We start from the raw sequence: 21637 nt of genomic DNA, 5'->3' as shown, positions 1-21637 counted from the left end.
CCAAAGCGCGTCGCGTTCGAGCCAGTTAAGCTCATCGTCGCCTGTGCCATCGTCCCAGAAACGACGCGCGATTGCGGATCGGGATCGTGCAGCCCGCTTATGCCTATGGCAGCGCAGCAGAGCAAGATTTTGTTCGAGCGCCCCATGGCTGTCACTGCGCAAATGCCATCGCAAGGCCATAAAGACTTGAAAAGCGTCGGCGCTCGGTTACACCCGTCGGGCGATTTGTCGGCAACGAAAGCATACGGGGCGAAATGCGATCATCTCTGATCCGGCGCGGGGTGTGGGCGATCGGCGTTGCCGTGCTCGTCATCGCGCTCGCGGTCGCGGCGCTGCCGCTGATTGCCTCGACCCGCATCGTGCGCGACCGCATCGCCTGGGAGTTGAGTGCCTGGAGCGGCTTCAGGGTCACGATCGATGGCTCGCCGCGCATCGAGGTGTGGCCGAAGTTCCGGGCGATCCTCAGCGACGTGACGCTGTCGCAGTGGACCGAGACCGAAACGCCGCCCGTGGTCGAGGCCGACCGCGTGGAAGTCGATCTCTCCGCCATGGCGGCCTTGCAGGGCAACGTCGCCTTCTCGACCGCAAGGCTGGTGCGCCCGACGATCAGGGTGCAGCGCACGGCGAGCGGCTTTTATCTGCCGCCGCTTCCGACCGGTGGGCGCATCACGCGCTCGATCGACACCGCGCGCGGTGTCGTCACCGCCAACCCGCAGAAGCCGGATCTCGGTAAATTGCCGTCCGATCCGTTCGGCACCGTCGAATTCCGCGATGGCCGCGTGGTGACTTCGGTTGACGGCAAGGAGGCCGAAATCCTGAGCAGCCTGAACGGCCAGGTCAATTGGGAAGCGATGAACAGCGATGCATCGCTGACCGCGACCGGGATCTGGCGCGGCGAAAGCGTGCAGCTCGATTGCTCCTCGACGAAACCGCTGGTGCTTTTCGCCGGAGGGGCAGCTCCCGTCACCCTCTCCTTCAAGGCGGCGCCCGCGACATTCTCCTTCGACGGAACGGCCTCGATGTCGGAAAACGCCTATCTGGACGGCCAGGCGAAGTTCGCCGCGCCGTCGCTGCGGCGCGTGCTGGAGTGGTCGCAGGCCGGCATCGCGCCGGGTGCCGCGATCGGCGCCGTCTCGGTCAGCAGCAAGGTGAACGCCTCGTCGGGGCGCGCGAAATTCGAGAACACCACGGTCACGCTCAACAACAATCCGGGCATGGGAGCGCTGGACTTCTCCTTTGCCGAGGGGCGCCCGGTGATTGCCGGCACGCTCGCCTTCGATACGCTGGATCTGAGATCGTTCCTGTCGGCTTTCACGCCTGTCGCGCCCGCGGGCCAGGACGGCCCCGGCGATGTCGACACCAGCTTCGCCGACCGCATCAACCTTGACCTCAGGCTGTCGGCGGCCCATGCCACCGTGGGAACAGTCCAACTTGCCGACGTCGCCGCCACCGCGCAGGTCAAGAACGGCCTTGCCGTGTTCGACATATCGGACGCGTCGGCTTTCAACGGCACCATCCAGAGCAGCCTGCGCTTCGACCGCAAGCCGGAAGGCACGCAGGTCGAGATGCGGCTCCTGGCGTCGGATGTGGATACGGGAGCTTTCGCCACGGCAGCCGGAATGACGCGGCTGGTGCCGGCCGGCACGGGCACGGTATCTGTCATCCTCAAGGGACCGGGCAAGGCCTGGAATTCCATCTTCGAGAATGCCGACGGATCGTTCTCGGCGACGTTCGGGCCGGGCATGCTCAAAGGGCTCGACCTGCCGGCCTTCCTCAAGCGCAACCAGCAAGGCGGCTTCTTTGCGCTTGACGACGTCGCCAACGGTTCGCTGCCGATCGACGGGGCCGAGATCAAGGCGAGCATTTCCAAAGGCGTGGCGCGCCTGGACAAGGCCGAGATCAATGCCCAGAAATACAAGATCTGGCTGTCCGGCATTGCCTCCTATGTCGGCCGTGGGCTGGCGCTCTCGGGCGGAGTGGTGCCCAGCGGACAGCCGGCGCAGCAGCCCCAGCAGGCCAACGGCCAGACGGCCAGTCCGCCTCCCCCTTCGCCGAACCAATCGCTGTTCTTCGTCGGCGGCAACTGGAGCGCGCCGTTCATCTCGCCGATCGCGCCCGGCGTTTCAGGCCAGTAGATGCGGGGGGTGCCCGCCCCCGTCGCTCAACCGCGCTGCGCGGCCTGTTCGTCGAGCTGGCGTTGGATCTCGCGGCGCTTGTTGGCGATCGAGGCTATGATGACGCCGATCGCCACCACCGCGATCAGGATGGTGCAGGCGGCGTTGATTTCCGGGGTCACGCCGAGACGCACCTGGCTGTAGATCTTCATCGGCAGGGTGGTGGCGCCGGGACCCGAGGTGAAGCTCGCGATCACCAGATCGTCCAGCGAGAGCGTGAAAGCCAGCATCCAGCCGGAGATGATCGCCGGCAGGATCACCGGCAAGGTGATCTGGAAGAAGGTCTTCACCGGCGGCGCGCCGAGGTCCATCGCCGCCTCTTCCAGCGAGCGGTCGAACGTCACCAGTCGCGACTGCACGACGACGGCGACGAAGCACATGGTGAAGGTGATATGGGCGAGCGTCACTGTGACGAAGCCGCGGTCGAGCCCGACCGCGACGAAGAGCAAGAGCAGCGAGAGGCCGGTGATGACTTCCGGCATGACCAGCGGCGCGAAGACCATGCCCGAGAAGAGCACCCGCCCCTTAAAGCGCGTGTAGCGCGTCAGCGTGATGGCGGCGAGCGTGCCGAGCACGGTTGCGACCGTTGCCGAGATGACGCCGACGCGCGCGGTCACCCAGGTCGCGTCCATCAGGCCCTGGTTGTGGAACAGCGACACGTACCATTTGGTCGAGAAGCCGCCCCACACGGTGACGAGCTTGGATTCGTTGAAGGAAAAGACGATCAGAAGCACGATCGGCAGATAGAGGAAGGCAAAGCCCAGCACGATCGAGGTGATGTTGAAGCGGCTCCAGGTCGAGTTCATCTGCCCTGCTCCTGTGCCTTCGCCTGCGCCTGCTGGAAGAACATGATCGGAATGGTCAGCACCAGAAGCAGGATGACGGCCACCGCCGACGACACCGGCCAGTCGCGGTTCGAGAAGAACTCGTTCCAGAGCGTCTTGCCGATCATCAGCGTCTGCGAGCCGCCGAGAAGGTCGGGGATGACGAACTCGCCGACGGCCGGGATGAACACCAGCAGGCAGCCGGCGACGACACCGGGCAGCGACAGCGGGAAGGTGATCTTCCAGAAGGCGCCGGTTGGCGGGCAGCCGAGGTCCTGCGCAGCCTCGATCAGCGAGTAGTCCATCTTCTCCAGCGAGGAATAGAGCGGCAGCACCATGAAGGGCAGGTAGGAATAGACGATGCCGATGAAGATCGCGGTGTAGGTGTTGAGAATGACCAGCGGCTGGCTGATCAGGCCGGTGGCGAGCAGAACCTGGTTGAGCAGCCCTTCGGGCTTCAGGATGCCGATCCAGGCATAGACGCGGATCAGGAAGGAGGTCCAGAAAGGCAGGATCACCAGCATCAGCAAGGTCGGGCGGATCGTGGCCGGCGCTCGGGCCATGCCATAGGCGATCGGATAGCCGACGATCAGCGTGAGTACCGTCGAGATTCCCGCGATGATCAGGCTCGTCACATAGGCGTTGAAGTAGAGCGCATCCTGGGTGAGCCAGGTGTAGTTGTCGAAGTTGAGCTCGCGGAAGCCGACGAAGAACCCGGCGACGCCGTCCTTGAAGTCGAGCACGGGCGTGTAGGGCGGCATCGAAATCGCGGTCTGCGACAGCGAAATCTTGAAGACGATGATGAAGGGAACGAGAAAGAAGAACAGCAGCCAGAGATAGGGAATGATGATGACGAGGCGGTTGACGAAGCCCTTCGCCAATGTCGTCGGCGGGGCTGCGGCGGTTTCGGTCGACGAGGATGCGGTGGCGGCGATGTTGGTCATGACCCGCTTTTACCTCGTCAAAACGACGCCGGCGTCCGGCCGGAAGGAGACCCAGGCGCGGTCGTTCCAGGTGAGCGGATCCTCGGTGATCCGCGAGGCGTTCAATGCGCTCGCCCGCACCATCTGCCCGTCGTCGAGCTTGATATGATAGACGGTCATGTCGCCGAGATAGGCGACGTCATAGACCTCGCCTTCGAGCGCGTTGACGGCATCGGTTGGCTTTTTCGAGGAAACCCTGATCTTCTCCGGCCGGATCGCGAAGATGATGTCGGAACCGGCAGCGGCGGCGCCGCCATTGTCGACGACGATCTGCGCTCCGGTCGCACCGGTGATGCGGGTCGTGCTTGCCGTGCGCTCGGCAATCTTGCCTTCAAACATGTTCACATTGCCGACGAAATGCGCCACGAAGCGCGAGGTCGGCGCCTCGTAAATCTCGGCAGGCGTCGCGACCTGCATCACCTCGCCCTTGTCCATGATGGCGATGCGGTCGGCCATGGTCATGGCCTCCTCCTGGTCGTGGGTGACGACGACGAAGGTGAGGCCGAGTTCCTGCTGCAGGTCCATCAGTTCGAACTGGGTTTCCTCGCGCAGCTTCTTGTCCAAAGCGCCGAGCGGTTCGTCGAGCAGCAGAACCTTGGGCCGCTTGGCGACCGAGCGGGCAAGCGCCACGCGCTGGCGCTGGCCGCCCGAGAGCTGGTGCGGCTTGCGCTTGGCGAACTGCTCGAGCTTGACGAGCTTCAGCATCTCGGCAACGCGTTTTTCGATATCCGGTCCGGGCATGCCTTCCTGCTTCAGGCCGAAGGCGATGTTCTTCTCCACCGTCATATGCGGGAACAGCGCGTAGGACTGGAACATCATGTTGACCGGCCGCTTGTAGGGCGGAATGCCGCGCAGGTCCTGCCCGTCGAGCAGGATGCGCCCCGCGGACGGCTCCTCGAAGCCGGCGAGCATCCTGAGCAGGGTCGACTTTCCGCAGCCCGAAGCGCCGAGCAGGGCGAAGAATTCACGCTCGAAGATGGTCAGCGACAGATTGTTGACGGCGATGAAATCACCGAACTTCTTGGTGACCTTGTCGAACTGGATATATGGCTTGGCATTCGGATCGTTCCATGGCGCGAAATCCCTGCGGATGCTGCCAAGCGATTTCATGATCCCCACTCCGTTACTTTCTTAGAAAATCCCCAAAAGAAAGCGACCCCGGCAGTTGGCTGCCGGGGTCGTGTCACAATGCTCACTGGCCGGTGACGATTTTGGTCCAGGTGCGCGTGATGATGCGCTGTGTCTTGGGATCGTATGGCGCAATCGTATACAGCTTCTTCATCGTCTCTTCGTCCGGATAGACCGAAGGATCTTCCAGGATCGCCTTATCGACGAATTGCTGCGAGGCTTTGTTGCCGTTGGCGTAGAGCACGTAATTCGACGATTTGGCGATGACTTCGGGCGTCATCATGTAGTTGATGAATTCGAGCGCGTCGGCGACATGCGGCGCATCCGCGGGGATCGCCATCTGGTCGAACCACATCTCGGCGCCTTCCTTGGGCACCGAATAGCCGATCTCGACGCCCTGCTTGGCTTCCACGGCGCGGTTGCGCGCCTGGAAGACGTCGCCCGACCAGCCGATCGCCAGGCAGATGTCACCGTTGGCCAAGGCGTTGATATATTCGGACGAATGGAACTTGCGGACATAGGGCCGCACCTTCAGCAACGCCTCCTCGGCCTTGGAAATGTCATCGGGCGAGGTGCTGTTGGGGTCGAGGCCGAGATATTTAAGCGCCGCCGGAATGACGTCGGTGGGAGAGTCCAGCACATAGACGCCGCAATCCTTCAGCTTGGCCAGCTTGTCCGGATTGAAGAAGACGTCCCAGCTGTCGATCTTGTCGGTGCCGAGCGCGGCCTGCACCTTCTTGACGTTATAGCCGAGGCCGACCGTGCCCCACATGTAGTTGACCGAATATTCGTTGCCCGGATCGTATTTGGCGGTACGCTCGGAAATGACGTCCCACATGTTGGAGATGTTGGGCAGCTTTGACTTGTCGAGCTTCTGGAACACGCCTGCCTGGATCTGGCGCGCCAGGAAGTTGGCGCTCGGCACGACGACGTCATAACCGCTGCCGCCGGCAAGCAGTTTCGTCTCCAGGATCTCGTTGGAATCAAAGGTGTCATAAACGACCTTGATTCCCGTCTTCTTGGTGAAGTCGTCGATGATCGAGCTGTCGATATAGTCCGACCAGTTGTAGACGTTGACGACGCGGTCTTCGGCGTGGCCGCTTATTGTGAAAAGCGTCAGAAATGCCGACGTCGCCGAAAGCCAAAGCGCTTTGCGGATCATGGTGTTCTCCTTTGGTGAGTGTTCCCTTGCCGGCTCGTCGCGATATGGCGGGGCGGCTTTGGTTTGAGAGTATTGAGCTTTCTGGAGAGCGACAAGCGTGAACTCTCCACGCAAGGCCAGGTAACGGCATCAGAGTTCGAGACATTTTGGCCTCCCCGGCGAGGCACCCGGGCGGCGTCAACGGCATTCACCGTGGCGTATTGTGAGCTATGACGATGCAGTCCGGTCCCGAGCGGGCCGGCGGAGACGCTTGGCAAGATACGCCTGTCTTGTTGTTGCCGTAATTGCAGCCTGCCCGCCCGGCAACTGGGTTGTCAATGGGGGAAGGCTGCCTGTCGTCAATTGGGCGACGGCAGGCCAGTGACGCCGGGACGTGTCGGCCGCGTCTGGCGCTTGAACTCCAGGCCTATATGGATCAGCAGCGCCGTGACCACGACCGTGCCACCGATGATGGTGCGCATCGACGGCACTTCGGAATGGACAAGCCAGACCCAGATCGGCCCAAGGATCGGCTCGAAAGTGCCGAGCAGCGCCGCGATCGCCGCCGGCACCAGCCGCGCGCCCATGGCGAAAAAGGCGAGGCCGACGCCAAGGTTGATGACGCCAAAGGCGAAGAGGAAGCCCATATCCCACGCCGAGACCGCGAATGCCGAGGCCTGGGAAGCGGCGAACGCACCGGCAAGCAGCGCGCCGAGACAGGTGGCCGGCACCATGCGCACATGGGCAAAGCGCCGGGTGATCACGGTCGCAAGCGAAAACATCACCGCGATCAGCAGCGCCAGGCCGTCGCCGACCGGCGAGACGGCGCCGCCCAGGGATTCGGAAACCATGATGGCGACGCCGACGATGACGGCGGCAATCGCGATCCAGGTTGCCAGGGCGACCCGCTCGCGAAACAAGAGCCAGGCAAGGAGAGCCGCCAGGAGCGGCACGCCGGCCTGCATCAGGAGGATGTTGGCGACCGTCGTGTAGGCAAGCGCCACCACGAAGCTGGTCGAGGCGGTGGCGAAGCAGAAGGCGACGCCAAGGCCCGGTAGGCCCATGTGCCGAAAGAGGTTCAAGGTGCCGCGCCAACCGTCGCGCCAAAGCATGAATGCGATGAGAAAGGCCACGGCCCACAGCGAACGCCAGAACACCACGGTCCAGCTGTCGCCGATATGGATGAAACGGGCGATGGTGCCGCCGAAACTCCACATCAGCGCCGAAAGGAAGACCAGGAGCATGCCGATCCGCTCCTCGCGCGGGGAGACGGCTGGCAAGGCGGTGGAGGACGGGGCGACGGGGGACGATGCGGTATCGGTCATGGCGGATGACTGTCAGCGAGTTGCGTTCGACACGATGCACCAAGGAGACAAAGAACTGCGTCTCAATCGCGTAGCGCAAAGGCGTAAAACCGGCGTGATCCAGCGTCCGGCGAAGCTTGGCGCACATCCGGCGCTGTCATCCCTGGAAATCGAAGGCGCTGAGACCCGTCACCATCTCGTCGAGGCCGAGCGGGCGCGTCACCGGCGGCTCGGCGCGCGCGAGGCAGCCGACCCGCTCGCAAAGCCTGCAGGCGGGGCCTACCGGCGTGGCGGAGCCTTGCCCGGATTTGCCGGTGGCTCCGACCGGCAGCGCCGCGCCATAGACGATCTCGTCGCGGAAGCCGATGTCGCAGCCGAGCAGGAGCGCGGTGCGACGCGGCCGCTCGGAGAAAGCACCCTGCGGGCCTTCCAGCGTGCGGGCGATGCAAAGGAACTCGGCACCATCGGGCATTTCCACCGCCTCGACCAGGATTTGACCCGGCTGCGAGAAGGCCGCATGGATGGGAAGCTTGGGGCAGCCGCCGCCGAAGCGGCTCTGCGGATAGCCCTGGCTGCCGGCTTTGCGGAAGCGGTTGCCGGCATTGTCGACTTCCAGCATGAAGAACGGCACTCCCGACGCACTCTGCCGCTGCAGCATGGTCAGTCGATTGGCCGCCTGCTCGAAGGAGACGCCGAAACGGGAACGCAGGACGTCGATGTCGTAACGGCCGCGAACGGCGGCGGCATGGAAAGCCTGATAGGGCATCATTAGCGCATGCGCGGCATAGCGGCCGAGCTCGAAGCGAGCGAGCCGGCGGGCCTCGTCGGTACCGAGCTTCAGCGCCTGGATCTCAGCCGCGATGGCTACCGACATGCGTATGAGGCTCGCCTCCATCGCGACTTCCCGCAATTGGTCGAAAGGCGACAGCCGCTCGGACAGGAAGAGACGCTGCGAATGGCGATCGTAGCGGCGGCGCCAGTTGGGCATGGTGGCGACCGGCAGCACCTTGACGACGATGCCGTGCTCGCGCCTCAGCCAGGCCTTCAGCGCGCCGGACAGGTCGTCGCCGGGCTCGAGGACCGATGTGAAAGCCTCCGCCTCCTCCTCCAGAGAAGCGAAGTGGTTCGGCCGGCGCTCGAACACTTCGTGGACTTCGTCGGCAGGCAGGCGCGCGCCGGACAGGGCGGTTGCCCTGCCCTCCTTGGCCAGAAGCTGGTTGAGATCGGACAAGCGCTCGGCCTGCTCGCGATAGGCGCGAAAGAGCTTCACCATCGCCGCCGAAGCATTCGGCGCCGTCTCGGCAAGGTCGATCAGTTCCTGATCGCCGGGCAGCTCGCCAGCAAGAAGCGGATCGCTGAAGGCCTCGCGCAATGCCGCGATCGAGCCTTTTGTCTCACCCTGCAGTTCGTGCGGATCGACCTTGTAGACGGAGGCGAGCTTGAGAATGAGCTGCACCGTCAGCGGCCGCTGGTTGCGCTCGATCAGGTTGAGATAGGAAGGCGAGATACCCAGCCCCTCGGCCATCGCCGTCTGGGTCAGGCTCCTGGCGTTGCGCAGCCGGCGCAGCCGCGGCCCGGCGAAGATCTTCTGGTCGGCCATCCCTGCCATCCTTGACAAGAATTTACATGAACGTCGAGTGCGGTGCCCGCTTCGCCGCTTTTACAATCGTGACAAATTTACAGAGCTAACTGTCAATGACAATACAGCTTTTCCTTTATTTTCGGAGGTTTTGCCGGTTTTTCTAGGTGCCTTTCGCGCCGCAATGTAAACAATGTCACACGCTGATGTCGCAAGATATGTCTTTGCGACGCAGCGCTGACACAGTTGCCAAATGACCCGGAGTAACCAATGACCGATTTTTACAACCTCGTCCCCTCCGCGCCGGAAGGCCGTTTCGACGGCATCGAGCGCCCCTATTCGCCGGACGATGTGAAGCGGTTGCGGGGCTCCGTGCAAATTCGCCAGACGCTCGCCGAGATGGGCGCGAACCGGCTGTGGAAGCTCATCCACGAGGAGGATTTCGTCAACGCGCTGGGTGCCATGTCGGGAAACCAGGCCATGCAGCAGGTTCGGGCCGGGCTGAAGGCGATCTATCTCTCCGGCTGGCAGGTCGCCGCGGATGCCAACACCGCCTCGGCGATGTATCCGGACCAGTCGCTTTACCCGGCCAATGCAGCGCCGGAACTCGTAAAGCGCATCAATCGCACCTTGCAGCGCGCTGACCAGATCGAGACATCCGAAGGCGACGGGCTGTCGGTCGAGACCTGGTTCGCGCCGATCGTGGCCGACGCGGAAGCCGGCTTCGGCGGCCCGCTCAACGCCTTCGAGATCATGAAGGCCTTCATCGAGGCCGGCGCCGCCGGCGTCCACTATGAGGACCAGCTGGCGTCGGAAAAGAAGTGCGGCCATCTCGGCGGTAAGGTGCTGATCCCGACGGCGGCGCATATCCGCAACCTCAACGCGGCGCGCCTTGCGGCCGACGTGATGGGTACGCCGACGTTGGTCGTGGCGCGCACGGACGCCGAGGCGGCGAAGCTGTTGACCTCCGATATCGACGAGCGCGACCGGCCCTTCGTCGACTACGACGCCGGCCGCACGGTCGAGGGCTTCTACAATGTTCGGAACGGCATCGAGTCTTGCATCGCGCGCGCCGTGGCCTATGCGCCGCATGCCGACCTGATCTGGTGCGAGACCTCGAAGCCGGACCTGGCGCAGGCCAGGAAATTCGCCGAAGGCGTGCACAGGCACCATCCGGGCAAGCTGCTCGCCTACAATTGTTCGCCGTCCTTCAACTGGAAGAAGAACCTCGACGACGCGACGATCGCGAAGTTCCAGAAGGAGCTCGGTGCGATGGGCTACAAGTTCCAGTTCATCACGCTCGCCGGCTTCCACCAGTTGAACTTCGGCATGTTCGAGCTGGCGCGCGGCTACAAGGATCGCCAGATGGCCGCCTATTCGGAACTGCAGGAGGCCGAGTTCGCGGCCGAGGCCCACGGCTATACCGCGACCAAGCACCAGCGCGAGGTCGGTACCGGCTATTTCGACGCCGTGTCGATGGCGATCACCGGCGGCCAGTCGTCGACCACCGCCATGCATGAATCGACCGAGCACGCCCAGTTCAGGCCGGCGGCCGAGTAACGGATAACAACCAGAGGAAACGCCCGCAGGGCATCTACATCGAGGAGAAGAGCGATGGCATCGATAAGCCGCGTGAAGGAAAGGGCAGAAGAGCAATCGAGCGCGATGAGCGTCGACCAGCAGGCGACGATCCGCATGCTCGCCAACGATCTGCACAGGCTCAACCAGTCGGTCATGAAGGCAGTCGAGGCCGGCGTCTCGGTGGAGTTGGTGCGTTCGGCGAGGCACCATGGCGGCGACGGCAACTGGGGAGATCTTTTGATCCCGGTGATCGTTACCCAGCAGAGTCATACTTGACGTAACGTCAGTAGTTTCGGCGATAGTCTCCCGCGCGCTATACGTTGGGGAGACTATCGCATTTTTTCGATTTGCGTTCGTCGCCAAGAGGTAGGACTTGCGCTGAATTCCGGAATTTCTTGCTATATTTTCGACCTCTACCGTTTCAGCTTGACACCGGCCGCGATCTCACCCAATTGTGCCTCAGGTTTCAACCCTGCATTGAACCAGAGTGCCTGCCCGCCGATGTGTCCCGCCGACAGTGACGACCATTCCGAAAAACATCCGAAACCGGCAGCCCGGGCCGGCGCGATCGCGGCGAATTTTTCCAAGGTGCTCGTCGTCGGAAAATCGTCGATCAACCGGGTGGTGGTATCCAAAATCGTCGAGAAATCGGGACTGAAACCGATCTCGGAAACGCCCGAAACCGCCGAGAAGACGCTCACCGGCCAGTTGCCCTGCGCCGTCATCCTGGACGGCGGGCCAGACAACAAGGATTGCGACCGGCTGATGTCGGCAATCGACGCGCTGCGGCGCGCCTCCGGCAAGCCGTTGCCGGCGGTGATCCTACTTTCAACCAGGAATGGCACGCCGGAGAGCCTTGGCCTGTCGAGCGTGGTCGATGCGGTGGTCGCCAAGCCGATCACGCCCGAGAGGCTGCAACCGGTGGTCGATCGCCTGGTCGGGCGCGGCTAAGGCGGCGGCTCGCTAAATTCGGTCAAACGCCGAGGCGATGCGTTCGATCAGCGCCGGCAGTTCGCTCAAGTCGGCGATCTGGCGGAAACGCGGCGCCGCGACAGGCGCCTCGGCATGCTCGGCCGCCCAGGTCAATTCATGCGGGACATAGATGCCCCAGGCGCCAGCATCGATGGCAGGGATGACATCCGACTTCAATGAGTTGCCGACCATCATGCTCTTTTGCGGTCCGTCGCCATGGCGGCTGAAGATGCGGGCATAGGTAGCGGCGCTCTTGTCGCTGACGATCTCGACGGCGTTGAAAAGCTCGCCCAATCCCGATTGCGCCAGCTTGCGCTCCTGGTCCATGAGGTCACCCTTGGTGATCAGCACCAGGCGATAGCTGCCGGCGAGCTTCTCGACCGTCTCACGCGCATGCGGCAGCGGCTCGATCGGATGGCTGAGCATGTCGCGCCCGACCGCCAGGATTTCCGCGATGGTCGAGGCCGGAACACGGCCTTCGGTAACCTCGATCGCCGTCTCGATCATCGAGAGCGTGAAGCTCTTGATGCCGAATCCGTAGATACCGAGATTGCGCTTTGCAGCTTCAAGCAGGTTCGCGGAAATCCGGCTTGCGTCGCCGTGCTCGGTAAGCATGGCGATAAAGCGCTGTTCGGTCATGCGGAAGAACTGCTCGTTCTGCCACAGCGTGTCGTCGGCATCGAAGCCTATCGTCGTCAGGTGAGAGGCGGGCATATGCGAACCGTTCTTCATGGACGGCCGGTTTAGCCGTTGTTACGGCCCGCCGCCAGCCTGAAGACGGACGTGCACCTGGCGCCTCCCCTTCCCTTCCGCCGTGGCGCCCGGCTATAGTTCGAAATCCGCAACACAATCTGGTGAATGATGCCGCCTGAGAAAAAGGAAGTCCGTCCGTCGAGCCGGGGGGGACGCGCCCGCACGCCTGCCTTCCTGAAGAACCAACGCGGTGTGAAGAACTGGAAGGAAGCCAGCGCCTGGCTCGAATGGCGCGGCATCGAGGACATCGAGTGCATCACGCCTGACCAGGCGGGCGTCGCCCGCGGCAAGATGATGCCGTCGAAGAAATTCACCTCCAACACCTCGCTGGCGCTGCCTTCGGCCGTCTTCATGACGACGATCTCCGGCGGCTATCCCGAGGACGGCAACGGCTTCCACTATCCCGAGGATGACGGCGACCTGAAGCTTCTGCCCGACCTCTCGACGCTCACTGTCGTGCCCTGGGAAGAAGACCCGACGGCAGCAGTGATCTGCGATCTCGTTCACCAGGACGGCCGCTCGGTCGAGTTCACGCCGCGCAACGTGCTGAAGCGCGTGCTTGCGGCCTATGACGAGCGCGGGCTGAAGCCGGTGGTGGCGCCCGAAATAGAATTCTATCTGGTGCGCAAGAACCCCGATCCGGACTATCCGCTGACACCGCCCGTCGGCCGTTCGGGTCGGCCGATCGGCGGCGGCGCCGGCTATTCGATCGCCGGCGTCAACGAGTTCGACGAACTGATCGACGACATCTACCACTTCTCGGAACGGCAGGGCCTGGAGATCGACACGCTGATCCATGAGGAGGGTGCCGGCCAGCTCGAGATCAATCTGCGCCACGGCAATCCGATCGAACTCGCCGACCAGGTCTTCATGTTCAAGCGCACCATCCGCGAGGCGGCGCTTAAGCACGAGATCTACGCCACCTTCATGGCCAAGCCGATCCAGGGGCAGCCGGGCTCGGCCATGCACATCCACCAGTCGGTGATTGACAAGAAGACCGGCAAAAACATCTTCTCGGCCGAGGACGGCTCCGAGACCGACGCGTTCTTTCACTTTATCGGCGGCATGCAGAAGCACGTGCCGAACGCGCTGGTGATGTTCGCGCCCTACGTCAATTCCTACCGCCGGCTGACGCAGCAGGCCTCGGCCCCGGTCAACAACAAATGGGGCTATGACAACCGCACCACCGCCTTCCGCGTGCCGCGCTCGGATCCGGCGGCGCGACGCGTCGAAAACCGCATCCCCTCCTCCGACGCCAATCCCTACCTGGCGCTGGCGGCGTCACTTGCCTGCGGGCTGGTCGGCATAAACAACAAGATCAAGGCGGAACCGCCGGTCCTGACGACCGCCAATGCGGATGAAATCGACCTGCCGCGCGGCCTTCTGGAGGCCGTCGGCCTGTTCGAGGACGACAAGGAGCTCGGCGCCATCCTCGGCAAATCCTTCGCCGCCACCTATACCGCGATCAAGCGCGCCGAGTTCGAGACCTTCATGGAAGTGATCAGCCCGTGGGAGCGGGAGTATCTCTTGTTGAACGTATAGGGCACTGATCATGCCCTACCAATCCCCCATCTCTCCCGGCCGCTCGTGGTACGAGGATACGGCCGGGCCTCGGCCCGAATACCCTTCGCTAGATGGTGATCGCCAATGTGACGTCGTCATTATTGGCGGCGGCTTCACTGGCTTGTCGGCAGCCGCGCACTTGGCGAAGACAGGCGCAAATGTCGTCCTCATCGAAGCCCATCGCCTCGGCGACGGCGCGTCGGGGCGCAATGGCGGCCAGCTCGGTACCGGGCAGCGGGCCTGGGCGGAAGAATTGGAGGCCGAGTACGGCCTCTCCCGCGCCAAAGCGCTGTTCGACATGGCCGAAGAAGCCAAGGCGCATCTGTTCGACTTCGCCGCCGCCAATGCCATCGAGATCGACTATATGCCGGGTCAGCTTTCGGTCGCGCACAAACGGCGCTACGTCGACGACTACAGGCGACACGCCGAGGTCATGGCGAGCCGCTTCGGCTATCCACATATTAGCTTCATGGACGCAGCGGAGACGGCGGAACGGCTGGGCTCGACGCGCTATTTCGGCGGCACCCGCGACACCGGCACGGGCCACATACACCCGCTGAAGCTGGTGATCGGCACGGCGAAAGTGGCGGCGGCCGCCGGCGCGCATCTCTTCGAGCAGACGCCCTCCACCGGCATCGTGTCCAATGGCGGCAAGGTGACGGTCAACACGCCCAGAGGCACGATCACGGCCGACAAATGCTTGATCGGGGTCAATGCCTATGGCGGCAATCTGGAGCCGGTGAGCGCGGCGCACATCATGCCCATCGGCTCCTTCATCGGCGCGACCGTGCCGCTCGGCGCGGCCCCCAAGGTGCTGCCGGGCGGCGAGTCGGTCGACGATTCCCGCTTCGTGGTGCGCTATTTCCGCAAGTCGAAAGAGGGGCGGCTCCTGTTCGGCGGCCGCGAGGTCTACGCCGTCAACGATCCGAAGGACATCCATATCCACATCCGCAGGCAGATCGCCGAGCTCTACCCGGACCTGAAGGATGTCGAGATCACGCATGGCTGGGGCGGCTATGTCGGCATCACGGTGCCGAGAAAGCCGTTCGTGCGCGAGGTGATGCCGAAGGTGATTTCGATAGGCGGCTATTCCGGCCACGGCGTCATCTTGTCGAACTTCTTCGGTAAGCTCTATGCCGAGACCGTTGCCGGCAATCGCGACCGGCTGAAACTGATCGAGGATCTGAAAATCCCCGCCTTCCCCGGCGGCCGCCGATTTCGTGCGCCGCTCTTGTTTCTTGCGCTCAACTGGTTCGCGTTGCGTGACAGGATTTGAAGCTGGCTGCCCAGCCTAAGCCTCGATTCGAGGCCGGCGGCTTCCATGCGGCAGGTTGTGGAAGCCTTAACAGTCACGCAGAATTTCGCAATTTGGCTCACTCATGCCATAATCAGCAGTAAAAGGTGCAATCATGGGCGAAAATTCGGGGATTTAGCGGGCGTTGCCCGCAGTGATTTAGGGACCGATGCCGATCCTTACGGCAATGATCGATAGAACGTCGGCCCGCTTGTTGGAGGTGGTTTGAGTGAACGAGCCCTTCAGTTTCGGCGCGCCGGAACGGCAGCGCTTTACAATGCAGTTCGGCTATAGCGTACGACCGTCCTTCTGGCAGAAGGTACAATCGAACGCGCATCTGGTCATTGCGGCGGTCGGCACCGCCGCGCTGCTCGGCGTGGCCGCGGTGGCGCTGTGGCTGTGCGTTCCGGGCAGTGACCGGCAAGTGACTGCGGCAAATGCCGCGCAGATCGTTCCGACAATTCCGGTGAAGACCACGAAAGTCGCTCCGGCGGCAGCGGCGGTCGCCGTGGCGACGGCGCCGCAGGCCGCGCGCAAGGGGGATGCGGTGACGCCCACGACGGCGGCCCGCGAAGCCAACATTCCTGCCTTGGCATCAAACAACCCTCGCTGGACGGCTTCCGACGCCAAGACGCCACCTGCCCCGGCCGAGAACCAGCCAGCTCCATCCAAGCAGGCAGCCGACACGGCCCCTGCGCAATCGACCGATACGGCCTTTGCCGAGGCCGATGTCGAGAACGAGGCCGCGAACGCGCTGTCGCAGGTCGCCGGTTCCGCCAGCGAGACAGCAGCGAAGAAGCCGGGCGACACGATGGATGGCGCCCAAACCGCCGCCATTCCCGAAGCCAAGCCGCAGGTTGCAGATCCGCAGCCGGCAGCGACGGACAGCTCGGCACAGCCCGAGCCGAAAGCTGAAAAGGCCAGCGCGGCCGCAAACGGGCGCGTCTTGAGGGCTGTGACCATGCGCTCGGGCCCGAAGAAAGGTGCCGCCGTAATCACTACGGTGCCGGCCAAGGCATCGGTGCAGGTGATGAATTGCAAGAAATGGTGCGAGATCGTCTATAACGGCAAGCACGGCTGGGTCTACAAGAGCTACGTCAAGACCGGCGCCTGACCGCATGCACCACCTGAGGCGGCTCAGATGCAGCGGCCGCCATCGACCTCCAGCGCCACGCCGGTGATGAAGGCGGCTTCGTCCGAGGCCAGCCACAGCGCCGCGTTGGCGATGTCGAGCGGTGTCGAGAGCCGGCCGAGCGGGATCGAGGCGCGGAACTTTTCGCGGATTTCAGGCGTGTCGGCGCCCATGAACTTCTCCAGCATGCCGGTTTCGCCGGCGACCGGGCAGAGGCAGTTGACGCGGATGTTCTTCGGCGCCAGTTCGACCGCCATCGACTTGGTGGCTGTGATCGCCCAGCCCTTGGAGGCGTTGTACCAGGTCAGGCCCGGCCGCGGTCGAAGCCCGGCCGTCGAGGCCGTGGTCAGGATCACGCCGCCGCCCTGCCGGTCCATGATCGGCACGACGGCAAGCGCTGCGTGATAGATCGCCTTCATGTTGACCGCGGTGATCAAGTCGAAGGTTTCCTCGTCGACGCCGAGCATATCGCCGTTGCGATGGGTGAAGCCCGCATTGTTGACCATGATATCGATGCGGCCGAAGGCGCTCTCGGCGGCATAGATCATCTCGTCGAATTCGGAGCGCTGGGACACATCGGTCTGAGTCCAGATCGCGTTGGGACCGATCTCTTCGGCCACCCGCTCGGCGCCCTTGGCGTTGAGGTCGGCGACGACCACGCGCGCGCCCTCTTCGGCGAAGCGCTTCGCCATGCCCTCCCCGAAGCCCGACGCGGCACCGGTGATGATGGCTACCTTGTTTTCCAGACGCATGGTTTTCCCGCTCATTGGATTCCGCCACTATCTCCCTTAGCTTTCGTCACATTCGCGTTCTATGGTGCGGCCGCGAACGTTGCCGGAAGCCATGGCTTTGCCGACAGGCCGATCGGCGGCGCAAGTGTCCGCAAACAGGTAGGCCGATGCAACAGCAAGCGATTGGTCCTGCCTGTGACACCATGGCACTGGAAAATTTAATCGATTAGAACCATGCTGCCGGCGTAGGCATCAAATCGGACTGACCATGACCAGCCAGATCATCCCTGTCGATCCTTTCGATTTCATCATCTTCGGCGGCACCGGCGACCTGTCGGAACGCAAACTCCTGCCGTCGCTCTACTATCGCCAGTGCGGTCACCAGTTCTCCGAGCCGACGCGCATCATCGGCACCTCGCGCGCCAAAATGACCGATGCCGAATTCCAGACCTTCGCCAAGAAGGCGATATCAGACCACGTGAAACCTGCCGATATCGATCCGAAGGAGCTGGAGATATTCCTGGCAAGGCTCTCCTACGTGTCGGCGGACGCCACGACTGGCGCCGGCTTCGATAAGTTGAAGAAGGCAATCGGCGACAGCGACTGCATCCGCGCCTTCTACCTTGCGGTGGCGCCGGCGCTGTTCGGCGACATTTCGCACCAGCTCAAGGAGCACAAGCTGATCACGCCGAACTCGCGCATCGTGCTGGAAAAGCCGATCGGCCGCGATCTGACCTCGGCGCGGGCGCTCAATGACGCGGTCGGTGACGATTTCCACGAAAGCCAGATCTTCCGCATCGACCACTATCTCGGCAAGGAAACGGTGCAGAACCTGATGGCGCTGCGCTTTGCCAACGCGCTCTACGAGCCGCTGTGGAACTCCGCCCAGATCGACCATGTTCAGATCACGGTCGCCGAGACTGTTGGTCTCGAGGACCGCGTCACCTACTACGACAAGGCAGGCGCGCTGCGCGATATGGTGCAGAACCACATCCTGCAGCTGCTCTGCCTGGTGGCCATGGAAACGCCGTCCTCGATGGACGCCGACGCCGTGCGCGACGAGAAGCTGAAGGTGCTGAGGGCGCTGAAGCGCATCAACGGCAACGAGGCGCCGAAGCACACGGTGCGCGGCCAGTATCGAGCCGGCGCTTCGGCCGGCGGGCCGGTCAAGGGCTACGTCGAGGAGCTCGGCAAGGACAGCAACACCGAGACTTTCGTCGCTGTAAAGGCCGAGATCGGCAACTGGCGCTGGGCCGGCGTTCCCTTCTATCTGAGGACCGGCAAGCGGCTCGCCACCCGCGTCTCGGAAATCGTCATCGAGTTCAAGCCGATCCCCTATTCCATCTTCGGCGACAGCGCCGGGCCGATCTTCCCCAACCAGTTGGTCATCCGCCTGCAGCCGGACGAGGGGGTGAAGCAGTTCATCATGATCAAGGATCCGGGGCCGGGCGGCATGCGGCTGCGGCAGATCTCGCTCGACATGAGCTTCGCGCAGTCCTTCCAAGGCCGTGCGCCGGACGCTTACGAGCGGCTGATCATGGATGTGGTGCGCGGCAATCAGACGCTGTTCATGCGCCGCGACGAAGTCGAGGCGGCCTGGAAATGGATCGACCCGATCCAGAATGCCTGGGAGAGCGCCAGGCAGGAGGCGCAGGGCTATACGGCCGGAACCTGGGGGCCGTCGGCCTCGATCGCTCTTATCGAACGTGACGGACGGACATGGCACGAGAGCAATTGAGCCAAGTCCGCTACGGCTGGAACGGCTTTGCCGACCGACAGGACCTGGCGACGGCGCTGGCCGGACAGATTGCCGACCGGTTAACCAGCGCCGTCGCGGAACGCGGCACGGCGCTGCTCGCGGTGTCCGGCGGCACCACGCCGGCGAAATTGTTCGCCGTGCTGTCGACCACGCGCATCACCTGGGACAAGGTCACCGTGACGCTGGTCGACGAGCGTTTCGTGCCGCCGTCCTCGCCGCGCTCGAATGCCGGGCTGGTGGCGGCGAACCTGCTCCAGAACAAGGCCGCCGCGGCGCGCTTCGTACCGCTCTATCATGAGGCGGCAAGCATTGAGGATGCGGCGGCAAAGGACAGCGAGGCGCTCAGATCGCTGCCCTGGCCGCTCGACGTGGTGATCCTCGGCATGGGCGCCGACGGCCATACGGCATCCTTCTTCCCGGATGCCGGCAATCTCGAGGACTTGCTCGACCCGGCCTCGCAGCGGATCGTGCTGCCGGTGCATGCGCAGAGCGGCGGCGAGCCGCGGCTCACGCTGTCGATGGCGCGCATCATCGCCGCCGGTTTCGTCGCGCTCCATATCGAAGGCGAGGACAAGCGCGCCGCGTTCAACGGCGCGATTGGTCCCGGCGCGAAAAAGCCCATCCGCAGAGTGCTCGAGGCGGCGCCGAGACGGATAGAGGTGTTCTGGGCACCCTGATTTCAGATGAGGACAGTCCGGTGGCAAAGGGAGGACGTCGCCGGGCTCGAAAGGACGGAGCATGACAGCCAGACGCGATATCGAAGCCATCACGGAACGCATCCGCCACCGTTCGAAAGCCGGCCGCGAAGCCTATCTCGGCCGTATCGCGGGGGCTTCCAGCCGCACCGCAAACCGCGCGGTGCTGGGCTGTGGCAATCTCGCCCATGGCTTTGCCGTGTGCAGCCCGTCCGAAAAGATCGCGCTCGGGGGCGACCGCGTGCCGAACCTCGGCATCATCACCTCCTACAACGACATGCTGTCGGCACATCAGCCCTTCGAGACGTTCCCGGCGCTGATCAAGGAAGCAGCGCGGGAAGCGGGCGGCATCGCTCAGGTCGCGGGAGGCGTGCCGGCGATGTGCGACGGCGTCACCCAAGGCCAGCCCGGCATGGAGCTTTCGCTGTTCTCGCGCGACGTGATCGCCATGGCGGCGGCGATCGGCCTGTCGCACAACATGTTCGACGCGGCCGTCTTCCTCGGCGTCTGCGACAAGATCGTGCCCGGGCTGGTGATCGCGGCACTCACCTTCGGGCATTTGCCTGCCGTCTTCGTCCCGGCCGGGCCGATGACGACCGGCCTCGCGAATGACGAGAAGGCCAAGGTCCGCCAGCTTTATGCCGAAGGCAAGGTCGGCCGCGCCGAACTGCTCGAGGCCGAGTCCAAGTCCTATCACGGGCCGGGCACCTGCACCTTCTACGGCACCGCCAATTCCAACCAGATGCTGATGGAAATCATGGGCCTGCATACGCCCGGCGCGTCCTTCGTCAATCCGGGCACGCCGCTGCGCGACGCGCTGACCAGGGAAGCGGCGAAGCGTGCGCTGGCGATCACTGCGCTCGGCAATGCCTATACGCCGGTCGGGCGAATGATCGACGAGCGCTCGATCGTCAACGGCGTCGTCGGCCTGCACGCCACGGGCGGCTCGACCAACCATACGATCCACCTGATCGCCATGGCCGCCGCCGCCGGCATTGCGCTCACCTGGCAGGACATTTCCGACCTGTCGGAGGCCGTGCCGCTGCTCGCGCGCGTCTACCCGAACGGGCTTGCCGACGTGAACCACTTCCACGCGGCAGGCGGGCTCGGCTTCCTGATCCGCGAGCTGCTCGACGAAGGCCTGTTGCACGAGGATGTGCAGACGGTGTGGGGCGAAGGCCTGCGGCCCTACGCGGTCGAGGCGAGGCTTGGCGACCACGGCGGCGTGCTGCGCGAAGCGGCGCCACTCAACAGCGGCGACGAGAAGGTGCTGGCGCCGGTCAAGAAAGCGTTCCAGCCGACCGGCGGACTGAAGGTGCTTGCGGGCAATCTCGGCCACGCCGTGATCAAGACCTCTGCCGTCAAGCCGGAACGGCGCGTCATCGAGGCGCCGGCCAAGGTGTTCGACAGCCAGCAGGGCCTGAATGATGCTTTCAAGGCCGGCCAGCTTACCGGCGACTTCGTCGCCGTGATCCGCTTTCAAGGGCCGAAGGCCAACGGCATGCCGGAACTGCACAAGCTGACGACCGTGCTCGGCATCCTGCAGGACCGCGGCCAGCGCGTGGCGCTGGTGACCGACGGGCGCATGTCGGGCGCTTCCGGCAAGGTGCCGGCGGCGATCCATGTGACGCCGGAGGCGGTGGAGGACGGGCCGATCGCCAGGATCCATGACGGCGACATCATCCGCCTCGATGCGGATGCCGGCACGCTGGAGGTGCTGGTGCCGGGGACGGAGTTCGCGCTGCGCCGCACGGCGGAGGCCGACCTCATCGGCAACGAGTTCGGCTTCGGTCGTGAGCTGTTCGCGGGATTCCGGCAGTTGGTCGGGCGAGCCGATCATGGCGCGGCGGCATTCGCGAACGCCTGACCTCTTCCCCCTGACCTCTTCCGCAATGTGCCTTACGAAAAGGGCGGCTCGGAGCCGCCCTTTTCGTTTCGTTCGCTAGTTGTTTAGTCCCGGCATTTGCTGGAGCGGATTGAGCCGGAAGTGTTCGGGCTGGGAGGCCCATGCCTTGCAGATGGAT

At 63.8% G+C, this 21637-nt stretch carries 19 protein-coding genes; 10 read left to right on the top strand and 9 right to left on the bottom strand.

Going from position 1 to position 21637, the window contains the following annotated elements; genetic code table 11:
* The first annotated feature begins 254 nt into the window (after window positions 1-254).
* On the top strand, window positions 255-2135 hold the full coding sequence (locus tag LB528_RS23540; RefSeq protein WP_224716493.1) for an AsmA family protein: 1881 nt from the start codon (window positions 255-257) through the stop codon (window positions 2133-2135).
* A 26-nt stretch (window positions 2136-2161) separates the two neighbouring features.
* On the opposite strand, the gene LB528_RS23535 is transcribed toward LB528_RS23540, so the two are convergent.
* The 6 genes from LB528_RS23535 to LB528_RS23510 all read right to left on the bottom strand — a co-directional run bounded on the left by LB528_RS23535 (window position 2162) and on the right by LB528_RS23510 (window position 9154).
* Entirely contained in the window at window positions 2162-2980 is an 819-nt protein-coding gene (locus LB528_RS23535; protein ID WP_224515774.1) for an ABC transporter permease, read from the bottom strand.
* Window positions 2977-3942 (bottom strand): ABC transporter permease subunit, encoded by a 966-nt coding sequence (locus LB528_RS23530; protein WP_224515776.1) that lies wholly within the window; start codon window positions 3940-3942, stop codon window positions 2977-2979. Before LB528_RS23530 ends, LB528_RS23535 begins: the two co-directional genes overlap by 4 nt.
* 9 nt (window positions 3943-3951) lie before the next feature.
* Window positions 3952-5091 (bottom strand): ABC transporter ATP-binding protein, encoded by a 1140-nt coding sequence (locus LB528_RS23525; protein WP_224515778.1) that lies wholly within the window; start codon window positions 5089-5091, stop codon window positions 3952-3954.
* An 82-nt stretch (window positions 5092-5173) separates the two neighbouring features.
* Window positions 5174-6271 carry a polyamine ABC transporter substrate-binding protein gene (locus LB528_RS23520; RefSeq protein ID WP_140839470.1) on the bottom strand — a complete coding sequence of 366 codons (1098 nt, stop codon included), beginning with the start codon at window positions 6269-6271 and terminating at the stop codon, window positions 5174-5176.
* Window positions 6272-6609: 338 nt separating this feature from the next.
* A complete protein-coding gene (locus LB528_RS23515) occupies window positions 6610-7575 on the bottom strand; it encodes a DMT family transporter (protein WP_224716492.1) in 966 nt (321 codons plus the stop codon).
* Window positions 7576-7711: 136 nt separating this feature from the next.
* Complete coding sequence (locus LB528_RS23510) at window positions 7712-9154, bottom strand: short-chain fatty acyl-CoA regulator family protein (protein WP_224716491.1); 1443 nt, start codon at window positions 9152-9154, stop codon at window positions 7712-7714.
* A gap of 249 nt (window positions 9155-9403) precedes the next feature.
* On the opposite strand from LB528_RS23510, the gene aceA reads away from it, so the two are divergent.
* Together aceA and LB528_RS23500 are read left to right on the top strand one after the other, a co-directional pair.
* Complete coding sequence (gene aceA / locus LB528_RS23505) at window positions 9404-10693, top strand: isocitrate lyase (RefSeq protein ID WP_224716490.1); 1290 nt, start codon at window positions 9404-9406, stop codon at window positions 10691-10693.
* Between the two features lie 54 nt (window positions 10694-10747).
* On the top strand, window positions 10748-10990 hold the full coding sequence (locus LB528_RS23500; RefSeq protein ID WP_027168360.1) for a hypothetical protein: 243 nt from the start codon (window positions 10748-10750) through the stop codon (window positions 10988-10990).
* A gap of 137 nt (window positions 10991-11127) precedes the next feature.
* Here the strand turns inward: LB528_RS23500 and LB528_RS30460 are convergent, their stop codons facing one another.
* Window positions 11128-11331, bottom strand: coding sequence for a hypothetical protein (locus LB528_RS30460; protein WP_224515828.1), 204 nt, complete (start codon window positions 11329-11331; stop codon window positions 11128-11130).
* Here LB528_RS30460 and LB528_RS23490 point away from each other — a divergent pair.
* Window positions 11303-11665: a response regulator gene (locus tag LB528_RS23490; RefSeq protein WP_411962250.1), complete on the top strand. Its 363-nt coding sequence runs from the start codon at window positions 11303-11305 to the stop codon at window positions 11663-11665. The two genes, LB528_RS30460 and LB528_RS23490, sit on opposite strands and share 29 nt — an antisense overlap.
* A gap of 12 nt (window positions 11666-11677) precedes the next feature.
* On the opposite strand, the gene LB528_RS23485 is transcribed toward LB528_RS23490, so the two are convergent.
* Window positions 11678-12418, bottom strand: coding sequence for an HAD family hydrolase (locus LB528_RS23485; protein ID WP_411962248.1), 741 nt, complete (start codon window positions 12416-12418; stop codon window positions 11678-11680).
* Between the two features lie 126 nt (window positions 12419-12544).
* On the opposite strand from LB528_RS23485, the gene LB528_RS23480 reads away from it, so the two are divergent.
* The 3 genes from LB528_RS23480 to LB528_RS23470 all read left to right on the top strand — a co-directional run bounded on the left by LB528_RS23480 (window position 12545) and on the right by LB528_RS23470 (window position 16410).
* The gene (locus tag LB528_RS23480) at window positions 12545-13981 is read left to right on the top strand and encodes a glutamine synthetase family protein (RefSeq protein WP_411962247.1); all 1437 of its coding nucleotides are present in this window, start codon (window positions 12545-12547) and stop codon (window positions 13979-13981) included.
* A 10-nt stretch (window positions 13982-13991) separates the two neighbouring features.
* Window positions 13992-15278, top strand: a complete 1287-nt coding sequence (locus LB528_RS23475; RefSeq protein ID WP_224515788.1) for an NAD(P)/FAD-dependent oxidoreductase — start codon at window positions 13992-13994, stop codon at window positions 15276-15278.
* A gap of 247 nt (window positions 15279-15525) precedes the next feature.
* Entirely contained in the window at window positions 15526-16410 is an 885-nt protein-coding gene (locus tag LB528_RS23470; RefSeq protein WP_224716489.1) for an SH3 domain-containing protein, read from the top strand.
* 23 nt (window positions 16411-16433) lie between these two features.
* On the opposite strand, the gene LB528_RS23465 is transcribed toward LB528_RS23470, so the two are convergent.
* Entirely contained in the window at window positions 16434-17180 is a 747-nt protein-coding gene (locus LB528_RS23465) for an SDR family oxidoreductase (RefSeq protein ID WP_224515827.1), read from the bottom strand.
* A gap of 247 nt (window positions 17181-17427) precedes the next feature.
* On the opposite strand from LB528_RS23465, the gene zwf reads away from it, so the two are divergent.
* From zwf to edd, 3 genes are all read left to right on the top strand, one after another.
* Window positions 17428-18897, top strand: coding sequence for a glucose-6-phosphate dehydrogenase (zwf, locus tag LB528_RS23460; protein ID WP_224515792.1), 1470 nt, complete (start codon window positions 17428-17430; stop codon window positions 18895-18897).
* Complete coding sequence (pgl, locus tag LB528_RS23455) at window positions 18879-19595, top strand: 6-phosphogluconolactonase (RefSeq protein WP_224515793.1); 717 nt, start codon at window positions 18879-18881, stop codon at window positions 19593-19595. Before zwf ends, pgl begins: the two co-directional genes overlap by 19 nt.
* A 61-nt stretch (window positions 19596-19656) precedes the next feature.
* Entirely contained in the window at window positions 19657-21480 is a 1824-nt protein-coding gene (edd, locus tag LB528_RS23450) for a phosphogluconate dehydratase (protein WP_224716488.1), read from the top strand.
* The last annotated feature ends 157 nt before the right edge of the window (window positions 21481-21637 follow it).

This window comes from Mesorhizobium sp. CA4, from assembly GCF_020165075.1.
Taxonomy (GTDB): domain Bacteria; phylum Pseudomonadota; class Alphaproteobacteria; order Rhizobiales; family Rhizobiaceae; genus Mesorhizobium.
This window is presented reverse-complemented; position numbering and strand designations above follow the sequence as displayed.